This window comes from Nocardia vinacea, from assembly GCF_035920345.1.
GTDB classification, from domain to species: domain Bacteria; phylum Actinomycetota; class Actinomycetes; order Mycobacteriales; family Mycobacteriaceae; genus Nocardia; species Nocardia vinacea_A.
Map to the genome: position 1 here is coordinate 4,226,705 of NZ_CP109149.1, position 20,935 is coordinate 4,247,639.

At 65.0% G+C, this 20,935-nt stretch carries 22 protein-coding genes; 9 read left to right on the top strand and 13 right to left on the bottom strand.

Annotated features, from left to right (window positions below):
• The first annotated feature begins 289 nt into the window (after positions 1-289).
• The gene (locus OIE68_RS19665) at positions 290-862 is read left to right on the top strand and encodes a DUF3558 domain-containing protein (RefSeq protein ID WP_327100820.1); all 573 of its coding nucleotides are present in this window, start codon (positions 290-292) and stop codon (positions 860-862) included.
• A 38-nt stretch (positions 863-900) separates the two neighbouring features.
• Positions 901-1,371, top strand: coding sequence for a hypothetical protein (locus tag OIE68_RS19670; RefSeq protein WP_327100821.1), 471 nt, complete (start codon positions 901-903; stop codon positions 1,369-1,371).
• A 183-nt stretch (positions 1,372-1,554) separates the two neighbouring features.
• Here OIE68_RS19670 and OIE68_RS19675 read toward each other — a convergent pair whose 3' ends face one another.
• Positions 1,555-1,758: a DUF397 domain-containing protein gene (locus tag OIE68_RS19675; protein WP_327100822.1), complete on the bottom strand. Its 204-nt coding sequence runs from the start codon at positions 1,756-1,758 to the stop codon at positions 1,555-1,557.
• The gene (locus OIE68_RS19680) at positions 1,755-2,642 is read right to left on the bottom strand and encodes a Scr1 family TA system antitoxin-like transcriptional regulator (RefSeq protein WP_327100823.1); all 888 of its coding nucleotides are present in this window, start codon (positions 2,640-2,642) and stop codon (positions 1,755-1,757) included. Before OIE68_RS19680 ends, OIE68_RS19675 begins: the two co-directional genes overlap by 4 nt.
• A 215-nt stretch (positions 2,643-2,857) precedes the next feature.
• On the opposite strand from OIE68_RS19680, the gene OIE68_RS19685 reads away from it, so the two are divergent.
• The 7 genes from OIE68_RS19685 to OIE68_RS19715 all read left to right on the top strand — a co-directional run bounded on the left by OIE68_RS19685 (position 2,858) and on the right by OIE68_RS19715 (position 5,622).
• Positions 2,858-3,238 (top strand): hypothetical protein, encoded by a 381-nt coding sequence (locus tag OIE68_RS19685; protein ID WP_327100824.1) that lies wholly within the window; start codon positions 2,858-2,860, stop codon positions 3,236-3,238.
• Positions 3,238-3,576 carry a hypothetical protein gene (locus OIE68_RS19690; protein ID WP_327100825.1) on the top strand — a complete coding sequence of 113 codons (339 nt, stop codon included), beginning with the start codon at positions 3,238-3,240 and terminating at the stop codon, positions 3,574-3,576. The genes OIE68_RS19685 and OIE68_RS19690 overlap by 1 nt, the downstream gene beginning before the upstream one ends.
• 6 nt (positions 3,577-3,582) lie before the next feature.
• On the top strand, positions 3,583-3,918 hold the full coding sequence (locus tag OIE68_RS19695) for a hypothetical protein (RefSeq protein WP_327100826.1): 336 nt from the start codon (positions 3,583-3,585) through the stop codon (positions 3,916-3,918).
• A gap of 17 nt (positions 3,919-3,935) precedes the next feature.
• Complete coding sequence (locus OIE68_RS19700; protein ID WP_327100827.1) at positions 3,936-4,121, top strand: hypothetical protein; 186 nt, start codon at positions 3,936-3,938, stop codon at positions 4,119-4,121.
• Positions 4,122-4,162: 41 nt separating this feature from the next.
• Complete coding sequence (locus tag OIE68_RS19705; RefSeq protein WP_327100828.1) at positions 4,163-4,897, top strand: ESX secretion-associated protein EspG; 735 nt, start codon at positions 4,163-4,165, stop codon at positions 4,895-4,897.
• 198 nt (positions 4,898-5,095) lie between these two features.
• Positions 5,096-5,359, top strand: coding sequence for a type II toxin-antitoxin system Phd/YefM family antitoxin (locus OIE68_RS19710; RefSeq protein WP_327100829.1), 264 nt, complete (start codon positions 5,096-5,098; stop codon positions 5,357-5,359).
• Positions 5,356-5,622, top strand: coding sequence for a type II toxin-antitoxin system RelE/ParE family toxin (locus OIE68_RS19715; protein ID WP_327100830.1), 267 nt, complete (start codon positions 5,356-5,358; stop codon positions 5,620-5,622). Before OIE68_RS19710 ends, OIE68_RS19715 begins: the two co-directional genes overlap by 4 nt.
• A gap of 203 nt (positions 5,623-5,825) precedes the next feature.
• On the opposite strand, the gene OIE68_RS19720 is transcribed toward OIE68_RS19715, so the two are convergent.
• From OIE68_RS19720 to OIE68_RS19770, 11 genes are all read right to left on the bottom strand, one after another.
• Positions 5,826-10,724 (bottom strand): NAD-glutamate dehydrogenase, encoded by a 4,899-nt coding sequence (locus OIE68_RS19720; RefSeq protein WP_327100831.1) that lies wholly within the window; start codon positions 10,722-10,724, stop codon positions 5,826-5,828.
• Between the two features lie 157 nt (positions 10,725-10,881).
• Positions 10,882-11,616: a hypothetical protein gene (locus tag OIE68_RS19725; RefSeq protein ID WP_327100832.1), complete on the bottom strand. Its 735-nt coding sequence runs from the start codon at positions 11,614-11,616 to the stop codon at positions 10,882-10,884.
• Position 11,617: 1 nt separating this feature from the next.
• Entirely contained in the window at positions 11,618-12,703 is a 1,086-nt protein-coding gene (locus tag OIE68_RS19730) for a discoidin domain-containing protein (protein WP_327100833.1), read from the bottom strand.
• Positions 12,704-12,772: 69 nt separating this feature from the next.
• Positions 12,773-13,126, bottom strand: a complete 354-nt coding sequence (locus tag OIE68_RS19735; RefSeq protein WP_327100834.1) for a helix-turn-helix domain-containing protein — start codon at positions 13,124-13,126, stop codon at positions 12,773-12,775.
• Between the two features lie 13 nt (positions 13,127-13,139).
• On the bottom strand, positions 13,140-14,864 hold the full coding sequence (gene eccE / locus OIE68_RS19740; protein ID WP_327100835.1) for a type VII secretion protein EccE: 1,725 nt from the start codon (positions 14,862-14,864) through the stop codon (positions 13,140-13,142).
• Positions 14,861-16,210, bottom strand: coding sequence for a type VII secretion-associated serine protease mycosin (gene mycP, locus OIE68_RS19745; protein WP_327100836.1), 1,350 nt, complete (start codon positions 16,208-16,210; stop codon positions 14,861-14,863). The genes eccE and mycP overlap by 4 nt, the downstream gene beginning before the upstream one ends.
• Positions 16,210-17,742: a type VII secretion integral membrane protein EccD gene (gene eccD / locus OIE68_RS19750; protein WP_327100837.1), complete on the bottom strand. Its 1,533-nt coding sequence runs from the start codon at positions 17,740-17,742 to the stop codon at positions 16,210-16,212. The genes mycP and eccD overlap by 1 nt, the downstream gene beginning before the upstream one ends.
• The gene (locus tag OIE68_RS19755; protein ID WP_327100838.1) at positions 17,739-19,262 is read right to left on the bottom strand and encodes an AAA family ATPase; all 1,524 of its coding nucleotides are present in this window, start codon (positions 19,260-19,262) and stop codon (positions 17,739-17,741) included. The genes eccD and OIE68_RS19755 overlap by 4 nt, the downstream gene beginning before the upstream one ends.
• A 69-nt stretch (positions 19,263-19,331) precedes the next feature.
• Positions 19,332-20,162 carry an ESX secretion-associated protein EspG gene (locus OIE68_RS19760; RefSeq protein ID WP_327100839.1) on the bottom strand — a complete coding sequence of 277 codons (831 nt, stop codon included), beginning with the start codon at positions 20,160-20,162 and terminating at the stop codon, positions 19,332-19,334.
• Positions 20,163-20,171: 9 nt separating this feature from the next.
• The gene (locus OIE68_RS19765; protein ID WP_327100840.1) at positions 20,172-20,483 is read right to left on the bottom strand and encodes a hypothetical protein; all 312 of its coding nucleotides are present in this window, start codon (positions 20,481-20,483) and stop codon (positions 20,172-20,174) included.
• Between the two features lie 37 nt (positions 20,484-20,520).
• Complete coding sequence (locus OIE68_RS19770) at positions 20,521-20,934, bottom strand: hypothetical protein (protein WP_327100841.1); 414 nt, start codon at positions 20,932-20,934, stop codon at positions 20,521-20,523.
• Between the last annotated feature and the right edge of the window lies 1 nt (position 20,935).

Below are 20,935 nucleotides of genomic sequence, written 5' to 3' on the forward strand. Positions count from 1 at the left end.
ACTGGGCCGAAGCTGGCGTCCCCCGTCGCTCACGCTGACGAATGCTACCGACCTCGGATGTTGGTATCGAACGCGAGACAGCGGCCGTCCAGGGGGATGTTCCAGTCCCGCTCGACTTCTTCGCAGTCCGGAATCGGCTGCGCGCCGGAGCCACTGGGTTGACCGGGGACTCGCTGGCGGGCCGCTTGTAGGCGGATCAACCGGCCGGTACGGTCGAACCAACTGAACAGGGGGCGGGAGCCGGGCCGGCCCTGATGCCGTCGACACCACCGGCGATCTGGAGGAACGGATGATCAGCAGGGGGAAGTCGCTGCTCGGCGCTGTGTTGGGGGTTGGTGCCGTCGTTCTGCTGTCAGGGTGTGGGTCATCGACCGACGGAGATGCGAAGCCGGTCTCGACTTCCGCGAGCGCCGGGCCGTCGCTGGCTGCCGATGTTCCACACACCTATGACCCCTGTAAAGACGTTCCGCAAGACGTGCTGGATTCGGAGAAGCTGCACGGCAAGGACCCTGCCAATGGCGATGCGGACGGCGGGGTCAAATGGCGCGGTTGTGCCTGGGTTCGATCCAGCAGCTACTCGGTCAGCATTCGCGCCACGAATCTCACGATCGATCTCATTCGCAGCCGCAACTTCCCTGAGACCACCGAGTACACGATCGACGGCAGGCGGGCGATCTCGACGCGCCAGTTCGACGGCCCGTTCATCAAAGAGGCGTGCACGGTGGACGTGGAGATGAAAGGCGGCAGTCTCGAATTCAACCTGAACAATCCGAAGTCGACCAGCACGGGAAGCCTCGACTCGTGTGACTTGGCTCGTAGTTTGGCGGAGAAGGTTGTTCCGAGTCTGCCAGCCTCCGCCTGACCACCGCCGCCGCACGGACCGAACTGGGAGGGATCGACATGGCCGACGACACGACTTCAGCGAGCCCGTTGACGAATCTGATCACCGAGGCCCGTGAGGGCCGGTTGACGATTCGGATGGATCTCGAGAAGTTCGTCTATATCGACCGCGACTGCGAATACTTCAAGGACGTGATTCTGAAGATCCAGCGAACCATGACCGAGACCTCACAGCAGGATAAGTGGGGCCTGGGTGAGGGTTTCCCCACGCAGGGCGACCGAGACCTGATCTCCGCCAAGACGATGGTCACGCGGTGGCGAGAAAAATCCCGAGGCTCGGAGAACAGCGTCTACGCGGTGATGGAGTCGCACTACAAAGTTATCGAAGACTTCCAGACCCTCTTCCGCACCGTCCGCGAACGCATCACCGGCGTCGACACCGAGCAGGCGGCGAAATACCAAGACCTGGTAGCGAATCTGCCGCAGCAAGCACCCGCGCAAGCCAAGATCTTCTCCTGGCCAGGACTATAGAATTCCGCGCTCGCGCACACCTTCGCCACAGGGCACACATCGACGCTCCGCATGACACGCCGGTCTGAAATCAGAAGCTCTGTGCGAGATTGGTTTTCGACCGAGCTGAGACGGAAGACGGCCCCATCACGACATCAAAGTCGTCGTGATGGGGCCGCCATGGTGCTCGGAGATACGTCAGGCTCAGGCGCGACGGTCGAACTCTCCATCCACGATGCCCACGGTGAATGCGCCCCACTCGCCGGGAGTGAAGATCAACGCCGCGCCAGTCGGGTTCTTGCTGTCACGCATTCCGACCATTCCGTGGTCGAGAAAGGCGACTTCGACGCATTCCCCACCCTGTTGGCTGTGGCTACTCTTGAACCACTCGGCGTTCGAGATGTTCACCGAGGTAACTCCTTCGCGATCTTAGACAGGTAAGCGCGGGTCTTGGCAGCGCTCAACGTGGACCGTTCTATGTCGGCCCAGGACCGACGATACCGTGCCACCTGCTCCGGTTTCTGGAGGTACAGGTTGCCGCTGCCTGCGCCCGTTTCGACGTACACAACGGGGGGTTCCGGTTCGAGGTCCGGCGTCCCGATGAATTCGAGGATGATGAAAGAGCCGATCTCGGTGCCGCGATAGATGCCGACGTCAAAGGGCACGAGCCGAATACTGACATTGGACATCGTTGAGACCTCGGCGATGTGGCGCAACTGGCCCGTTGCGAGTTGAGAGTCACCCAGCGCCCGACGAATCACGCTCTCGTCGAGTACCACATCCAACTTCGGCCGCGATTCGGTCAGAACGGCTTGTCGCCGCATTCTGACCTGGACATGTCGCTCAACTTCCTCGGCCGTGAGGTCGGGGCTGGTACGAAGCAGGGCGCGGGCGTAATCCTCGGTTTGCAGCAAACCGGGGATGCGGGCGCTCTGGTACATCGAAAGAGCGGTGGCGATGCCTTCGAGGGTGATGTAGACATCCAACTTGTCGGCCGACACGACATCGTCAAAGTCGTACCACCAGCCTCGCGCTGATTCAGCTTGCGCGGCAAGAGCTTTCAGGTTCATCCTGGCGCTGGGTGTGGCGCTGTAGATGTCGCAGAGCTTGTCGATGTAGATCGGCTTCAGCTTGCACGGCTGCCCCTTGAGCATCTTCGTCACGGTGGTGTGGTGCAGGTTGACCTGTTCGGCCACGTCCTTGATATAGAGCCCTGACTCTCGATGCAGCTTCGACAGGACGCGCGCCACCTGACGACGAGGGACGGATGGGGCGGCAGGCTGTGCGGGCATGCGATGACCTCCTTGTTTGACCAGGGCGAACGCCGATAGACGTTGAGCGTACTCGTTTTTCCGAAGCGAGGAATTTAATGATCAGAGATTGCGAATTCGCTTTCACAGGTGTGAGCTGAAACACGCGTCCAGCGGCTAGCTATCAGCGGCCAAGGCTCGCGGCAAAGCTCCGAAGGCTTCACTGACGACCACACCAACCAGGTTCTGGGGGAACCATGACACCCACGCAAACCATCGAGCCGCAGACGATCACTGCGGGCGAAAAGCCGAAAGCCATTGGCTTCGTTCGCAATGACGTATCCGGCCTGCATGCCCCACGCCATGCGCTCGACGTGCAGCGGCACGCGAACACGCTCGGCTATCAATACGTTTACACGGTTCGGCCGCCTGCCGATGTCGACGATCCGATCGCGTACGCGCTCGGCATAGCGGCCGGGCTCGACGTTCAAGTGATCGTGGTGTTCGACCTCGGTCACGTCGACTGCCAGCCCGCGTTGATCTGTGACGCGGGGTTCGACCTGGAAACCGTTTGCCCGCAGAGCACTTGGGCGCGTTCCGCGCAGCGTGTGCCCGGCGGCGAGACAGGGGCGGCGTGATGTACGAAGATGCTCTGCTCAATCCGCCGAATATCTGCGGGTCAGCCGAGGTCGAGTTGGCGCATGAGCAGATGCGCCGACACCGAGCATGCCGGATCCAGCGGTGCGCGTGGAAGCGGGTCGCGTATTACACGCTCGTGCGGCACGGCCGGATCGCACCACCGAAGTCGAGTCCGCGCGAACGCGCCCGACTGCGCGGTATCGACTTCCCCGTCGACACCACCGACCACCCGCTGCCCGAGGGCATACCCGAACTCCGGACATTGCACCAAGTGCTCGACGGGCTCGCCCAGCTGGCACTACCGCCGACCTCCTCCGGCAGCGGCGGCGAGAGGTGAACGGCTATGGGGGCGTGGCAGATAGTGCACAGCATCCTCGTGGTTGTCGTGGGCTGTGTTTTCGCGATGGTCGGGGTGGCGTGTGTGTGGCCGATGAACCAGCCGCGCCGCGACCGGCGCGCTGTGCGTCGCTGCCGATTGCGCCCGGTCGAATGGCCGACGGCGTGGACATGCGGCCCACCCGAGCAGCCGCTCACCCTCGCCGACGCCCATGTGGCGATGCAACTGCACCGCGAGCACGACTGCGAACGCAAGCACGCGGCGTTCGATGTGCTGGTCGCGGCCGGACGCATCCACCGCGATTCGGCACGGCAACATCGGCTCTGGGGCAAACCCTGGTGAACCAGCACGGACGCTCGGTGCCATCCGACCCGGATTCGATTGCCGCGCAAGTGCGCTCACTGCGCGCACGGGCCGAGCGAGCCGGGTACCGACTGGTCCGCAACGAGCATCCGCCGTTCGGCTGGAAGCTGCTGGCCGCCGAGGGCGATGAATGCGTCTTCGGCGGCAGCCTCGACCGGATCGACGTGTGGTTGACGTCGTAGCGGCGCAAAGACATACCGCAACCTCGATTGGAGCTTGTTCAATGGCCGAATGGACCTGGGAACCTGACGATTTCGCCGCACTCTGGTTCGCACCCGGAATCAACCAATTCCCCAATCCCCTCCGCTTCACCAGCCGCTTTCCCTACCGCGAGGACTTCGATGCCCACCGAATGACCGTGCGCGAGCGCTATTCCCGCGATGAAGGAATCCGAGTTGCCCTGCGCACTCTGACCACCTGCGCGGTCCGCATCGAAATCTTCGGCGGGACGACCGAACACAACGATCCCAACGGCGACGTGCACGTCTATCGCGTCGTCGGTGCAAGCGCCGGAGAACACGCGATGTCGTTGGCCCAGAGCACCTTCGGCGACGCCAACGGACCGATCTGCTGCCGCCTCTTCCCCGCCGACCATCTCCCCGCACAACTCGTCGACTGCCTTCCACCCTGCAAACCCGGCACCCGACCGCAGGTCACCGAAGACCTCGGCGACCGACCTGAAAGCGACACCCCGCCCGACCGCTACCAACACCTGCTGCATCGCCCCGCCGATGGCGGTGGGTCCGCCCTGCTCTACACCGGCCCCGCCGACAAACCGAATAAACCCCTCGCCACTGTCCAATGGCACGACATCACCGATGACGGCCGCTACACCGAACTACACGACCGACATCGCACCGTCAGGCCCACCACCCCAACCGACCTCGCCGCCCACTTCACAACCTGGATCGTCAACGCCACCCGACCCCAATTCGGAGCCGAACCGGATCGTACGTAGTCGCCGCGACACAACTCGGGCCAGTAATCGTCGACGTCCCTACGGTCACGAACGACTCGCGCCTCGCGAGGCTCCCGCCGACCCTGAGCTCTGCGCGAGCCTCGGATTTGGCGCGGATGCCGACAGCTGATCCATTCGCTTTGGCTCAACAATCAACACCCAGGGATCTAGTGTACACATACCGTGTACACTAGATATGTGACCGACCATGTGACCGTCCGTGAACTTCGCGCCGGACTAGCTAAAACCCTGGATGCGGCAGAGCACGGTGAGACGACCATCGTCACCCGCGACGGCCACCCAGTCGCCGCCCTGGTCCCGGTGAGCATGCTCCAAGCTTTGGAGAACTGGGAAGACGAACAGCTCGCCGATATCGCCAAACACCGCTACCAGCAGTACAAGGGCGAGGGGGCGATCAACCTCACCGAGATGTTCGCTGAAATCCTGGACGAACCGAAGTGAAATACAGGTTCGAGTTGACCCCGGAAGCACAACAGGACATCCGCAACATTCCCAAAACGGACGCTATCCGGCTACTTCAGAAGCTCGCCCAATTGGGTGATGATCCATACGCCCCGAACAATGCGGTCAAGCCGATGGCAGGCGAATACGTCGGTTTCTATCGGCTCCGGTGCGGTGACTATCGTGCCATCTATCGGGTAGAGAACAATCGATTGCTGATTCTGGTTATCGCGGCTGGCGGCAGGGATGTCGTCTACCGGTAACGAGCACTCGCTCGGATAGCCTCTCGCGCAATCGATGTCGAGCTCTCGAGTGGTTCCCCGTCATCCCGGCGAACACCGGGACCCACTGCGGAGGTATGGGTCCCGATGTTCGCGGGAATGACGGGGAAATTCACCGGAAACGCTTTGCGCACCCCCGCGGCCTCGGCGGACCGACGGCCGAGACCGCGGGGGCGTGCCGCCAGTTAGCTCGAAACAGGTGCTGCCGCAGCGGATTCCCCGCTACTGACCATGCTGCGCACCTGCCGTGCGGCCACCGAAAGCGTCGCCAGGTCGTGCGTGCCCGCAGCGAAGATCTCGCCGAGTGAGGCGCCGGCACGCGCCAGGCGGGGGCGGTTGACCGACTCCCATTCGGCGATCTTGTCGGCGGTGCTCTCGTTCGGTTCGGATGCGGTGATCACGTCCAGGGTGAGCGAGCGCAGCGAATCGTAGAGGTCGTCGCGGACCGCGAGCCGGGCCAGGGTGCGCCACCGGTCGTCGCGGGGGAGGTTGCTCACCGCGGTCAGCAGCCGCTCGATCTGGAAGTGATCGTCGAGTGCGTAGTAGAGCTCCGCGACCTCCTCCGCGTCGCGCTCGGCGATATCGGCCACGTCGATGATGTCCAAGAGCGGGAACAAGTGGATGAGCCGATACACCTCCTCGGCCAATTCCGCCGGCGCACCGCGCTCGACGGCGGCGCGCGCATGCGTCGCCAGATCCTCGGCGTGGGCCGCAGGAAGCCGGGCTGGCAGCATGTGCCCTGCGAGCTTGCGGACACCGTCGCGGTACCGGGCGATATCAGCGCCGATGGCAATCGGTTGCGGGCGACTGGTCAGCAGCCAGCGGGACACGCGATCGAGGGTGCGCCTGGTCTCCCGCTCGAGTTCGTCACGCGCCGCCGTCGGCATCGGCGTGGTCCGAATGCGCTGCCAGAGCGTGTGCAGATCGAAGATCTCCACCGCGACGGTAAACGCACGCACCGCGTCTTCAGTACTCGCACCCGCCTCCTCCGCAAGCCGGAAGGCATAGGTGATGCCGCCGTGGTCGACCATGTCGTTGATCACCATGGTGGCCACGATCTGACGGCGCAACGGATGCCTGCCGATCGCGTCGGCGAACCGGGTCCGCAGCGGCTTCGGAAAGTACGACCGAAGCACCGACGCAAAGGCCGCGTTATCCGGCAGATCCCCGGACAGCACATCGTCCTTCAGCGAAAGCTTCACGTGCGCGAGCAGATTCGCCAGTTCCGGCGAGGTGAGCCCACGCCCTTCCGCCGTCCGCTTTTTCAGCTCGGCGTCCGACGGTAGCGCCTCGAGCCGCCGGTCCACACCTCGCCGGAACTCGAGGTCGGCGATCAGCCTGCGATGCACGCCGGACAAGGGCACCGACTGGGCGCGCGACAGACCCATCCGGAAGTTCTGCGAAATATTATCGCGCAGAACAAGTTCGGCGACCTCATCGGTCATCGCGGCCAGCAGTTCGGTGCGATCGGCAGCGGCAAGCTCGCCGCCGGAGATGACCGCATCGAGCAGCACCTTGATATTGACCTCATGGTCCGAGCAGTCGACGCCCGCCGAGTTGTCCAGGGCGTCGGTGTTCATCCGACCACCGTTGGCGCAGTATTCGATGCGGCCGAGCGCGGTCGCGCCCAGATTGCCGCCCTCACCGATCACCCTGGCGCGCAACTGATTAGCGTCGACCCGCACCGCGTCGTTGGACTTGTCACCGGCATCGGCATTCGTCTCGGTGGAAGCCTTGATATAGGTGCCGATACCGCCGTTCCAGAAGAGATCGACCGGTGCGAGCAGAATCGCCCGGATCATCTCCGGCGGGGACAGGGTGGTCACACTCGGATCCAGGCCCAGTACCGCGCGCACCTCAGGGCTGACCGGAACAGCCTTCGCGGACCGGTCGTAGACACCGCCGCCCGCACTGATCAGCGACTTGTCGTAGTCGGCCCACGACGAACGCGGCAGTGCGAACATCCGCTGCCGCTCCCGGAACGACGTCGCCGCTTCCGGATTCGGATCCAGGAAGATGTGCCGGTGGTCGAACGCGGCTACCAGGCGGATGTGCTCGGACAGCAGCATGCCGTTGCCGAAGACATCGCCGCTCATATCGCCGACCCCGGCGACCGTGAAATCGGTTGTCTGCGTGTCGATATCCATCTCGGCGAAATGCCGTTTGACGCTCTCCCACGCCCCCTTGGCGGTAATGCCCATCGCCTTGTGGTCGTAACCGACCGAACCACCCGAGGCAAAGGCGTCACCCAGCCAGAAACCATATTGGCGCGCAACATCGTTGGCGATATCGGAGAAGGTTGCGGTGCCCTTGTCGGCGGCGACGACCAGGTAGGTGTCGTCACTGTCGCGGCGCACCACCCGCTCCGGTGGCAGCACCTCGCCGGAGGCGTGGTCGACGTTATCGGTCACATCGAGCAGACCGGAGATGAAGGTGCGGTAGCAGGCGATGCCTTCGTTCAACTGCGCTTGCCGATCCGCGGTCGGATCACCGGTCACCGTCGGCGGCTGCTTCACCACGAAACCGCCCTTGGCGCCGACCGGCACGATCACCGCGTTCTTCACCGCCTGCGCCTTCACCAGGCCCAGGATCTCGGTGCGGAAATCCTCCAGACGGTCCGACCAGCGCAACCCACCACGCGCCACCGCACCGAAGCGCAGATGCACACCCTCCACCCGCGGCGAATACACGAAGATCTCGAATTGCGGCCTCGGCCTGGGCAATTCGGAGACGGCATGCGGATCGAATTTGAACGACAGGTACTCCGGCGCGTTGCCGTCGGCGTCGCGGCGATAGTAGTTGGTGCGCAGCGTCGCGGTGATCAGCCCGAGTACCGCGCGCAGGATACGGTCGGCGTCGAGGCTCACGACCGCGTCGATCTCGGCCTGCAGCCGTTCCGCGATGCCCGCGGCCCGCGCCGATGCCACCGCTCCGACACCCTCGGGATCGAAGTAGGCGTCGAACAATTCGGTGAACAGCCGGGCCATGGTCGGCTGCGCCAGCAGCACACGGGAGATATTGCCCAGCGTGTAGGCGAATCCGGCCTGCTGCAGATACTTCCCGTAGGCACGCAGTATCGAGATCTGCCGCCACTGCAGTCCGGCGCGCAAAACCAGTTCGTTCAGCGCGTCGACCTCGGCGCTGCCGTTCCACATGGCCGCGAAGGCCTCCGGGAAGTACTGCCGCACACCGCCTTCGACCGATGATTCGTCGGCAGAGCGGGTGAGGTCGGCCTCGAGGTCGGCGTCGATCGCGGTGCGCAGCAGCGTCGCCGGGACGCGCAGCCCGAAATCGTAGATCCACTTGCGGGTATCGTCCGGCAGCGTGATGCGGTGCGGCCGTTCGTCGACCACCTCCACCCCGAGACTTTGCAGCACCGGAAGCACCCGGCTCAGCGAGACGCCCTCGCCCGCGACATACAGCGTGAAACGCCACTCCCCCGAAGGCGATTCGGCGTTGCGATACAGATTCGTATCGATGGCGCCGTCGGCGAGACGGTCCAGCCGCTGCAGATCGACCAGCGCGTGCTCCGGCTCGTACTCCTGCTGGTAGCCGACCGGGAAGGCGTTCGCGTAGGCGTTGGCCACCTTCGACGAGACCGCGGGTACGCCGGTCGCGGCCGCTACCAAGCGGTCGGCCCAACTCCGGGTGCTCGCGAAGAGCAGCTCCTGGATGCGTTCGCGATTGGATTCGGAGATGTCGGCAGGCTCCGCTTCGGGACCGCGATGCACCGTGAAATACACCACGGCCAACTCGGATTCGCTCGCCCTTGCGGAGTAGGCGACCTGCTCCCCGTCGAATTCCGCGCGCAGGATCTCCTCCATGCGCAGCCGGACCTCGGTCGAGTACCGATCGCGGGGCAGGTAAACCAGGCAGTAGACCGCACCGCTGCGCCCGTCGCGCCGGATGAACAGGCGCACCTGCCTGCGCAGCCCCAAATTCATGACCGCGGAGACGGTTTCGAACAGCCGCCGGGCATCGGTGGAGAACAGCTCCACCCGCGGGAAGGACTGCATCATCTCCAGCATCGCCTGCCCGGAGAACGAATTCAGTTCGAAGCCGGCCCATTCGATGACCTGGTGCACGCGGCGGGTGATGACCGGAATATCGAGGATGTTCTCGTGCAGGCCGGTCACCGTGAAGGAGCCGACGAAGACGTGCTCACCCTGCACCTGGCCGACGCCGGTACCGCCACTGCCGTAATCGGCAACGCTGACGAAGTACAGCTCACCCGATCCCGGGATCAACGCATCCACCGATCCGTTGGACAGCCGCAGGACCGGTCGGGTATTGCCCATTACGGGGACATCGAGATCGACGTTCGAACCGTTCCAGAGCACGCCGAGGCCGGTGCCAGGCACCTGCTGCGGTTCGTTTCCAGCGTCGGTCCGGCTGCTGCGGTAATACCCGTAGCCCAGCACCGTGAAGTGCCCATCGGCCAACCAGCGCAACAACTTCGCGCATTCGGGCACCTCCGGATCGTCGGAGCGATGCGCGATATGGTCGAGCCGACCCGCCAGCGCGACCATCGCGTTCGCCATGCCCGACGTATCGTCGACGACCTTGCGCAGCACCCGCAGCAGCGCGGGCAGTTCGCGATCGATCCGGTCCAGCAGTGCGGCACCGACGGTCGGACTCAGCTGCACATGGATCCACGATTCCGTGACGGTGTGGCTGCCGTTCGCCGGTACGGTGTCGGGCTCCTTGGCCGCGATCGCGCGCAACCGCCCGCGCCGGTCCCGCACGATATCGAAGACCGGGTGGACGACCTCGGTCACCGCGGCGCCGAGGCGACGCAGCGCGGTGGTCACCGAGTCGACCAGCAGCGGCATATCGTCATTGACGATCTGGATGGCCGCGCCGAGTCCGCTGCCGTCCTCCGGGCGGTACACCCGGGTGATCGCCGCGCCCGGCAGCCGGATCGCCGCCAGTTCCAAGTGGTTTCGGAAGATCTGTTCGGCCCGATCGGTGATCGTCGGCGCGGTGGCGCCGGGCTGGATCCAACGGAAGTAGGCCGCCTCCAGATCGGTCGGATCGTCGCGGAACCGTTTGAATGAAATCGTCTGCTGGGTGGTTGCCACCATCGACTCGTGCCTTCCCGAGATCTGAGCCCGTAACCGTACGGTTCCCATACATTACATGGTTTGATGTGCCGTTGTATAGCGGCACGTTAAATGCGTAACACATTCTTGAAAGAAATCAGCACTGGTCAAGTGCACTGACCGGCCGGAGTCCGGTCGGTCAGGGGGTTAGACCGGATCGCGACATGAAGGTCTGCGCGGCCGCGCGCCCGATGAAGGCACCCGTCTCGACCCGAAGTCCGACAAGGGTATTCACGTATCGCAGGGTTGCCGACGGACTGATCGCAACGAAGACGACACCATCGGCCAGGACCGTTCCGCCCGCCGTTCGCCAGTTGCGCACGGTATCGGCCCGGCGCTCGGGCGAATCCAGTGCCACCGAGAGGGTCAGATCCTTGCCACCGGTGATTCCGCCCGCGAGCAGCGGGTCGGCCGCCGGGATGACACAGTTCTCGGCCTTGGAATCGACCGGCTGACAGGAAGCGGCCGCACGCAACTGGCTGGGCAAGGCCTGATCGATACCCACACCGGGCAGCGAGCTCAGCGGCGTCGAACACGAACGGACGGCCGTAAAGCCGAGGCCGAGGACCATGGCCACGGTACCCGCGATCGCGGCACCCCACTGCCAGCGCGGATACTGTTTGGCGGCAAACTTTTCCGCACCCGCCACCGCGTGCTCCGCACCCACTACCGCGTGCTCCGCACCCGCCACCGCACTCCCGGTGGCCGCCACGGCCCGCTCGGCACCCGCGACCACCTGCTCGGGCTGCCCCACATGGGTCAGGCTCGATAGTCGATGCACGGCGGCCAGCGGCGCACCACAATGCCCGCATTGCGCCGGATTACCGATATTGCGGTGTGAGCAGTACTGGCAGACCAACTCGGCTACTGACATCTCAGTGCCCGGTGATCACGATGGAGGAAACCGCTGTCGTATTGATCGTCGGATCGCCCTTCGATTCCTGAATTGTCAGTACGACCTTGGACGCCTGCACCGGAACTTCGAACTTGGTGACGACCAGAGTGCGCTGATCCATGGTCTGTTGGGTGTAGCTCGTTTTGTTCGGATCATCGAACGTATATCTGACCCGGCTGGCGGTGCGGAATTTCGTCCACTGGTCCACACCGTCGCTGCCGACGCTGTCCCAGCCGGGAACGATGCCGATCGAATCGATCTGATAGGTCTTGCCGAGATCGATGGTCAGCACCTGCCCGTCGACCTTGTATGCGCGCACGCATGACCATGCCTTGCCCTGCTGCCCACCGAAGGCGTCCATGCCCGGTGTACTGCCCGGCGGGCAGTTGGCGGTGGCGGCTTTCGGGGTGATCGTTCCGGAGGAAGGTGCCGATGATTCCGGTTTCGATGTCGGGGCCGCCGCGGTCGCCGAAGGAGTGATGACCGCGATGCGATCCGGCGCCTGCGAATCATCCTTCCCACCGGTGGAAACCAACGCGATGATGAGCAAAAGGGCCAAGACGCCGCAGACCGCCAACGCGACCTTGGGATTCTTGAGCTTCTTCGCCAGCACGACGACCCGCTCCGCGGGGTCGGGTGCACGCGTCTTGGACGACCCGGACGCGGACCGCGCCGGTTCCTCGGGTGGCGGCTGCTTTGCCGACACTTCGGAGTAGTCCGCTGAAAAGTCCATTGCCGGTGCGGCATCCTGCTGCTGACCGTTCAGCAGCGCGATGATCCGCTCGCTGGCCTTGGGCCCGTCGGAGGACCGCCGCGGCGGCAGATCCGTTTCGGGCGGAGCGCCCTGGGCGGAACCGGCAGCCACCGCGGCACTGGAATACGGATCATCACCGAAACCCGGTTCCCCGAAACCCGGTTCCCCGAATTCCGGATCGCCGACCAGGGGCCCGCTCAGCACAGATCCGGTGGCCGGATCGTTTTCGCCGAATGCGGGATCCGAGAGCAGCGCATCCAGGACCGCGCCTCGATGGCGGAGAATTACATCTCCCGGGTCCTCGGCAGCCATGGTCGGGATCGTATCCAGACCGGCCTGCGCTGCGGTCCTGCGTTATTCCCGCTGGCGGGAATAACGCGATCAGCGATTCTTCTGCTCGGTGACGAAATGTTCCGGCGGCACGTCGAATACCCGTGCCAAGGCGATGATCAGATCGAGCCGTGGTACCGCGTCACCATGAATGAGCCGGTACAGCCCCGACTGGGAAACCGGAACATCCGGATACGCCTGTTCCAGATGCTGGGCAAGCGAATAAAGGGTCAACGACCGAGTCGACCCGTCCTCGGTCGATACCACCGATTCCGCGATCAATTCCGACAGCCGACTCGAGAAGATCGCCACCGCAGCCTGTCTCGGGGTCAGTGCCTCCCCGTTATCCTCCTGCACAAATTCGCCGTCATTCGGCTGGGAGTCCACAACCACGCTGATAGACACTACCTGTCTCCGATCAGCTCATGCGCCGAACGTCGGGCCCTGGCGTGGCACCATTGCCACCCGCGGTGATCGCGGGTTGTTCGGCGGCGGAATCGAAATAGCGGGTTTCACCGCGCGGCTCGATCAAATCGACGCGCACGGTCCGCATCGGAATACTGATATCCACCGCGGTCGCGCTGACCTGGTTGATCGCCAGATCGACCGACCGCCGCCGCGGCCCACCGGGCTCACTGATGGTGACGGTGGTCTGCGCGGTCGATACCTGCGGCGGCAGATTGTCGAAGACCGTGATGGTCGCCGAGGACGGTGGCGGACCCGAACCGGCTTGCCCCGCAGCGGCATTCGCGGCACCGGCCTCCGGAGCCAGCCGCAGCGATTCCGGATCACCGACCGCGGCGACCAGCTGCCACCAGCGGTGCGGGCGCCCCGAATGGACCTCGACATCCGCGCCGACCACCATGGCACGCAAAACGATCTGCTGTGCCACCGGCAGGTCGGCATGCACATCGATGGTGCGCCTACGCGGGTTGTAGCGGGCCGGGTCGAACAGCGGCAGCGCCAAAGTATGTCGTGGCTGACCACTGATGGAACCGAGAATCTGGCCATTGGGACCGATCGCGATCGTGAGCTCCGACAAGAGCTCATCGGGGGCGATATCGCGGCCCGATTCATCGACGGGCACCGCGCGGATCGACGTCCCGGTCGGCATGGTGGCCAGCAAGGCGACGGCCTGCCTACCGGTCAACCGGCGCAGATAGTCCGGCGGCTCGGTCGTGACCGGCGGGCCGATATACCGCGCGAGCGCGCGCGGCCCGGCCGTGGCATCGGTGAGGCTGACCACCAACGTGGTCCGGCCGCGGTTCCACGACCAGCAATCGTCCATGCCGGCACCGTCCATCCGCGTCCAGTCGATCAGGAAGCTCGTCACACAGCGACCTGGTACCGAGGACTCCATACAGGTCCAGGTCTCACGCAGATCGCCGAGTTCGACACCGGCGTGCAGCACCCTGGTGGCCTCTTGCATTGCCACCGCGGGCAGCGCGTGCGCGGCGATACCGCGTTCCCGCAATCGGCCCGCGATGCGGTGCGCCGCCGTGGCCAACGCTCTCGGCCCGACCATCGCGACCAGTCCGCGCCGCTGCAGCAGATCCAGGTTCCGCTCCATGTCCAGCCGCACGACCAACCAGGTGAGGCGATGGCCGACGACCGGATGGGAGCCGATCAGCTGGTCGTAGAGCATGCTGTAGTTGCCGGTCGGACGAACCCGCTGACCGGTGGTCACGATATCGATATCGACCGCGAGACCGAATTGATCGAGCAGGCCGATCAGCGCATCGACCGGGACAGTGTCCTCGGTGTAGATGGATTTCTCCGCGATGACCGTCGGCAGATCGAGATTGGGGGCTAGCTGGATCATCGCCGTGAGCACGGTGCCTTCGGAACGAATGCCGCAGACCCCGGCGGGAACCTCGATATCGGCCACATCCACCGGACCGGCGAGCGCCTCGGCTCTGGCGACCCTGCTGAATCGGTAATCGATCCAGTCGAGCAGCCACCTGCTGGTCGTGCGGCCGTTCACCTCGACCGCCACGGTCACCAGCAGCACGGTGATCACCGCCGCGCTCGCCCAGATCGGGGTATGCGACCACAGCCCGGTCACCACCAAGCTGCCGCCGATCACGGCGAAGGCGAACGGACCACGTTCGACACCGCCTACCCGAATGCTCGGAAGGCTCACCGCCGCCTCCGGACCGCGGAGCTCGCATAGGTGGCGCCGACCCCGAGCAGCACAGCGGCGACGATGACGACGGCGGCCGCGAACGGCGGACGACGATCCTTGGCACGCGGCGGATCCGGCATGACCAGAACCGAGGACCGGTAGAGCCCGATCGGCGGCTTGGGCGCGGTGCGGTAGCCGAGCGCGGTGAGCGGATCGATGACACCGGCACCGACGACGTTATCGATGCCGCGCGCCGGCGCGTGCGCGCTGGCGGTCAGTCGAGCCATGATCTCGGCCGGGGTTTCGTTGGGGAATCGAGAGCGCAGCAGCGCGGCCACTCCGCTGACATAGGCCGCCGCAAAGGACGCGCCACCGACCGGCACCAGTTTTCCGGGCTCACCGACACCATTGATCAGACCACCGCCACCGGGACCGATCGATTCGATCGCGGTACCCGGTGCACCGACCGAAACCCATGGACCCGTCATCGAATCGGGCATGGCGGCACCGGTGGCGGTCGTGAAGCCAACTGTCAGTACGTCCGTACCGAACCAACCCGGTGCGGACACGGTCTTGACGTCGCGCCAGTTCCTCGGGTCGCTCGGTCGGGTCGGGTCGATATCCGGATTCTGATCACAGCCGACACCCACATTGCCGGCACCCGCGACGATCAGCGCGCCCCGCACATGTACGGCGTAGCCGATTGCCACCGACAGTATCGACTGATCCACCGCGAGCCCCACCGGAACACAGACCGGCAGCGCCACCGTGATCACGCCGGCACCCAGATTCGCCGCATGCACGATCGCCCGCGACAACGTCCGGATATCCATCGAGAGTTGTTGCGCCTGCTCGCCATTCTGCCGCTCGGCACTGAAGGCGCCGGAGCGATAGCGAATGGATATGATCCTGGCGTCCGGGGCGACCCCGGTGAATCCGTCCGTGGGATCGGATGCGGCGCCGATGATTCCGGCGACCAGGGTGCCATGCGCATCGCAGTCGGACAGACCGTCGCCACCTGCTGCGACATAGTCACCGCCGCCGACCAGACCGGGCAGGCGGCTAGTGGGCGTAACACCGGTGTCGAGCACCGCGACGGTCACCCCGGCACCCCGGCTCAGCGCACGAGCGTTCGGTAGATCCAGTGCCAACTCCGACGGGGGCGTGCGCGTCAGATCACTGTCCTTCAGTACGCCGGTCGCCAAGCAGCCCTTGTCCTGTTTCGTCGGCAACTCCGGGCCGGGCGGGTCATCCGCGGGCGCGCCGATGACCACCTGCGGCGGTTCCACCGCCAATGCCGGTGCGGCGGAGGCGATCAGCGCGAATCCGGCCAGCACCGCGATCGCGGTTGAGCCGATTCGCATCAGATCGCCCGCATCGCGGTATAGATGCCCATGATCCAGCAGGCGATTATCGGGATCACCAGAATGAGCGCATACTCCGCTAGATCGATCATCCGCCGGGTGACCGGCGAGAGCCGCCGACCCGGCAACTGCACCGCCGCGACGCATGCCGCGACGGCCGCCACGCCGACCACAAGGACGACAACCAGCCGTGCCGGTGCCGTTTCATACGCACTGACCAGCACGAACCCGATGCCGATCACGGTGACCGCCGACGCGATGACGAGCGCGATGGCCTGCACCCGGTCCGGGAACCAGCGCGCGCGCAGGGCCAAAAGTCCCGCCACAGCCGCGGTCAGCACGATTTCCCGGATACCACCGGGGCTCACCGCGGCCGACAGCACCGCGGCGCCCGCCAAAAGTGCCGAGGTCGCGGCGATGAGCCCGCGCAGACTGGTAACCGCCAGTCGAGCCCGGCCTTCGATACCGGCGCCGGCCTGCTCGCGCTGTCGTTCGATGTCCTCGGCGGAATCGAGTTCGGCGTCATCGCGGGCGGATTCGGCATCGAAGATGTCGGTCAGCGTCGCCGGGTTGACCTCGTTGCCGGGGTCCGGCAGATCCGGTGGCCGAATCCGGGCGACTACAACGGAAAGGCGCGGTGCGGCGGTCAGCAGCACCAGTCCGACAAGTGCCGCGCCACCGGATATCTGGCGCACCGACAGATTCAGATAGGTCAGCGGAATCGCCGCGGCCGCCACCGTCACGCCGAGCACGGTGACCGCCATCAACGTCGCGATGCCGAGCTTGGTCACGCGCAACATGGCCGCGGCCGCGACGGCCGCGACAACCGATCCGGCGGCCAGATTGGCGGCGGCGAACGGACCCGGCTCACCGTAGGCAGGCGGCACCAGCATCGCGCCGCCGGCGAACAACAGCGGAATCGAGGACAATGCCAACCCGAGACAGATCCGCGGCGCGAAGTTGCGTTGCCGCGCTTGCACCGCGCCGCCCCAGCACACCGCGCCGAGCAGCAGCGCTGGCAGCGCGTACCACCAGATCGCCCCGGATTCGGTCCACGCCACCGACAACATCGCCGCGATGGCGACCGCGCCGACACCCAGTGTGCTCAGGCCGACGACCGCGGCGGTCTCGCCGTCGAATTCGGCGAATTCGCGCTCGTTGATCAGGGCGAGCGCGTCGGTGATGTCCTCCACGACCGGCGTGAAGACCTCCGCGGATTCGACCGCGGCCAACACCAGCACGGTGCCGTCGACGACATCGTGGTCGGCGAGGCTGCGCCAGCGCGGCATCGGCGCTTCGCCCGGTCGAGCCAGGCTCCACTGTCCGGTCGGCGGGGTGAAATCGACGGTTTCGTCGTCGATGGCCTTGGCCAGTACGACGAGCAGATCATCGATGAAAGTCTCGATGGTGAACTTGGTCGGCACCACGACGTCGACCTGGTAGCTGGATACCAGGACCGCCATGCGGGCACGCGCCACCTCAGCGGATGCCGCGGGTGCCGAACCCGGTGGCGAAGCAACGGCAGTACTCATCGCCACCCTCCGGCGGTCCGCCCGCCGCTAGTGCCACCCAGATAATTCGGGAATCCATCGGAAAGTCCGGCCGCGAGTTCTTCGAAGGCGAGCAGGGTTTCCTTCTCCACCAGGCGCAGATCGATTTCGCCGCCCTCGGCCAGATGGTCGTCATAGGGCAGGATGCAGGTCGGGCGCTGCCCGGTGGCGAACAGCTTCTCGATCGCCGCGACATCGACGACCGGCTTGGTCGGTTGCTGGTGCACAATCGTCACGACCGATTTGGCGATCAGATGCTGCATACCGTGCGAACTCAGCCAATTCAACGTGGCCACCGCGCCTTTCACCCCGCCGACGGTGGGCGGGGTGACCACCACGACGGCGTCGCTGGTCTGCAGCACGCTCATTGTCACCGAATCCAGCACGCCCGTACCGCAATCGACGAGCAGCAGATTGAAGTGGCGGCGCAAAACCTCTACGGCCGTGGCGTATTCGCGACCCGAGAGGGCTTCGTTGGCCTCGATGGTCCACGGCGAGGCGATGACGGCGAGATCGGCCGAATTGATCGACATGAACGACTGCACCGTCGAGAAGGCCTCCAGATTCGACGCCTGCGCCAGATCGCGCAGGGTCAGGCCATACGGGTGCGGGGCGGTACGGGTGGGCAGATCACCGAAGTCCGGATTCCCGTCGACGGCGACAACTCGGTCCGGGCGCAACGCCGCGAAGGTCGAGCCGAGTGTGGCGGCGGTCGTGGTGCGGCCGACGCCGCCCTTCACGCTGATCACCGCGATCTGATACGGGGTGTTCAGCTGGGTCCGGATTCGGGCGCGCCGGTCCTCGGCGCGCTGCTCGGCGGGTGAGAGGCCGAGCCGGAACCCGACCTTGTTCAGCGCGCCGCGTACACCGGTGCTGGACTGCAGCCTGGCCCGATTGGCCGCCGAGATATCGGCCAACAGATCCATCGAGGTCAGTGCCGCGGGCAACACCTCGACCGGCGCCGCCGTCGTGCGGTCGATGCGATCGGGCACCCAGCTCGTCGACTGGGCGGGTTGCCATGGTGTGTCCGCGGATTCGGCGCCGGGTCTTTCAACGCTGGGTCCGGTATCGCCGCTCGATGTATTCGCCGAATTCGATGCGGTTTGTGTGATCCGAGCGGTGGCGGGCTCGGCCCCGGCGTGGGCCGTCCACGTCTCGGGCGACGACGATGTCGCCGTCCCATAGGTCTCGCGCGCTGAATCCGCCGTCGGCCCAGCCACATTCGGTGCAGCCGCATGTGGCCCGGCGGTGTGCGCCACACCGGCCTGCGGTGCGGTCGCGCTCTGCGGTGCCGCCGGACCGGCTGGCGCCGCCTGCGGTGTCGACTGACCGGGCGCGCCGATCACCGGTTCGTTGAAGCCTGGGTTCGGGCGTGCCGGGACGTTGCCGGCCACTGGGCCGCTGCCCGGTTCCTGCTCTGCCTGCATGAAAAAGGCGTCGTAACCGCCCTTGTGACGGACGGACTCGGCCGGATGACCATTAGTACTCGGCGCTCGGCTCATATCTGTCGTCCTCTCCAAAAACCCAGTACCACCGGAAACCGGTGCGCCGCGACAACTCCGACGTACCGATCACCCGACCCGACTGGTGTCGAACCAACTTCGGCCCGGCAACAGTTCGACCAGTGCACCGATGGCAGCATGCAAGGCGGCGTCGTCACCCGGAGCGTAGGTCGATCGGACTTCCCCGTCCATCGCCACACTCGGAGTCACGATGACCCGTCCCGAAAGTGTATCCAGCACATTGACACCGGCGCGCGGCCGATGCTCGCTACCGTCCCGGTGCTCGATCATCGCCACCTCCGCACGCCGCACGACCTCGTCGAATACGCGGCTCAGCACCCCCGCGGTATGCGGCTGCGCGCCCAACTCCAGCAAAGCCTGCCGACATTCGTCCTGATCATCGGGCACTTCGGCCAATTCCGCCTGTGCTGCGGTCATCGACTCGAAACGCAGTGCCGGACAGGGGCCCAACGCCGCGGCCAAGGCCGCGGAGATGGCATCCAGCTGGCGTCCCTCCTGGAATACCGGCTGAATAACGACCTCGTCGTCATGGCGAACGGCCAAGACGTGCGCATCACCATGGCGGACCAGAGACAGCCGCAGCATGCCCTGCGGTTTACCGTCCGGGCCGAAATCCAGTACCCGTGCGACCAATTCCACATCCGGTCGGTAGAGACACTGCAGCCAGTCCTCGACCACCGGGTGCACCCGATCGCCGTCGATGATGCCCGCTTCCGCGAGATCCCGCGCGACAACGGTGCGCACCCGGTCCAGATCGTCGAGTTGGTAGACGTTCGGCAGCAATGCCAATACCGGAGGATAGGTGTCGATGCCCGCCATGTCTTGCAACAGCAGCGCGGCATCGACATTCAGGTCGACCGCGATCGGATCGGTCTCCACTGCCTACCGTTATGCCTTGATCGAGCCGAACCGGTTTCCCTGGATGATATCGATCTGGTTCATCGTTCCGCCGCTGTTCATATGCTCGGACATTTTGGCGTTCAGCGCCTTGACCTGGCCGTCGTAGGCGGTGATCTTGCTGTCGAAGACGCTCATGATCCCCTGGTATCCCTCTGCGGCAGAACCCTGGAATTCCTGCATGAGCAAATTGTAGAGAGCGCGCAGATTATCCGAGTTCGTCTGCATCGAAGCGACAAGGGATCCGATACTGCCAGTGGCCGCCTCTGCGGCGCCGTAATTGAAGTGGATAGGTCCGGTCATTGTAATAGCCCTTCTTTCTTGAGCCTAGTTTATTTACTCAGTGCCAAGTGTTGAAATCGACCTTCGATGATCCGGCGTTATAAGCCGCCTGACCTGTGGCGCCCAGGAAGCTGTGGTCGCCCCCCGCAGTCACGAGGCCGTCGGCGTTGCCGCTGTGGCTGACCTGTGACGCCGCGTCCAAGTCACTGGCATCGATCTTGACATGGGCATCGGTCAACGCGTCGATGATCTCTTGCAGCGTGCCACCCAGAGATTTCCCCGCGTTGTACGCGTTGGACAGCGCCGTCTGAGCCGCCCGACCGGTGGCACTGGTGGGCGGTACTGCCGCGGCCAGCTCGTCCTGGGCACTCCACATCCCGCTCAGGTTCTTCTCGAGTTCACGGAGGCAGGCATCCGAGTTGGCTGCTCCTGTCTTCAACTTCTCGGGGTCGACGTGTGTGAATTGAGCCATT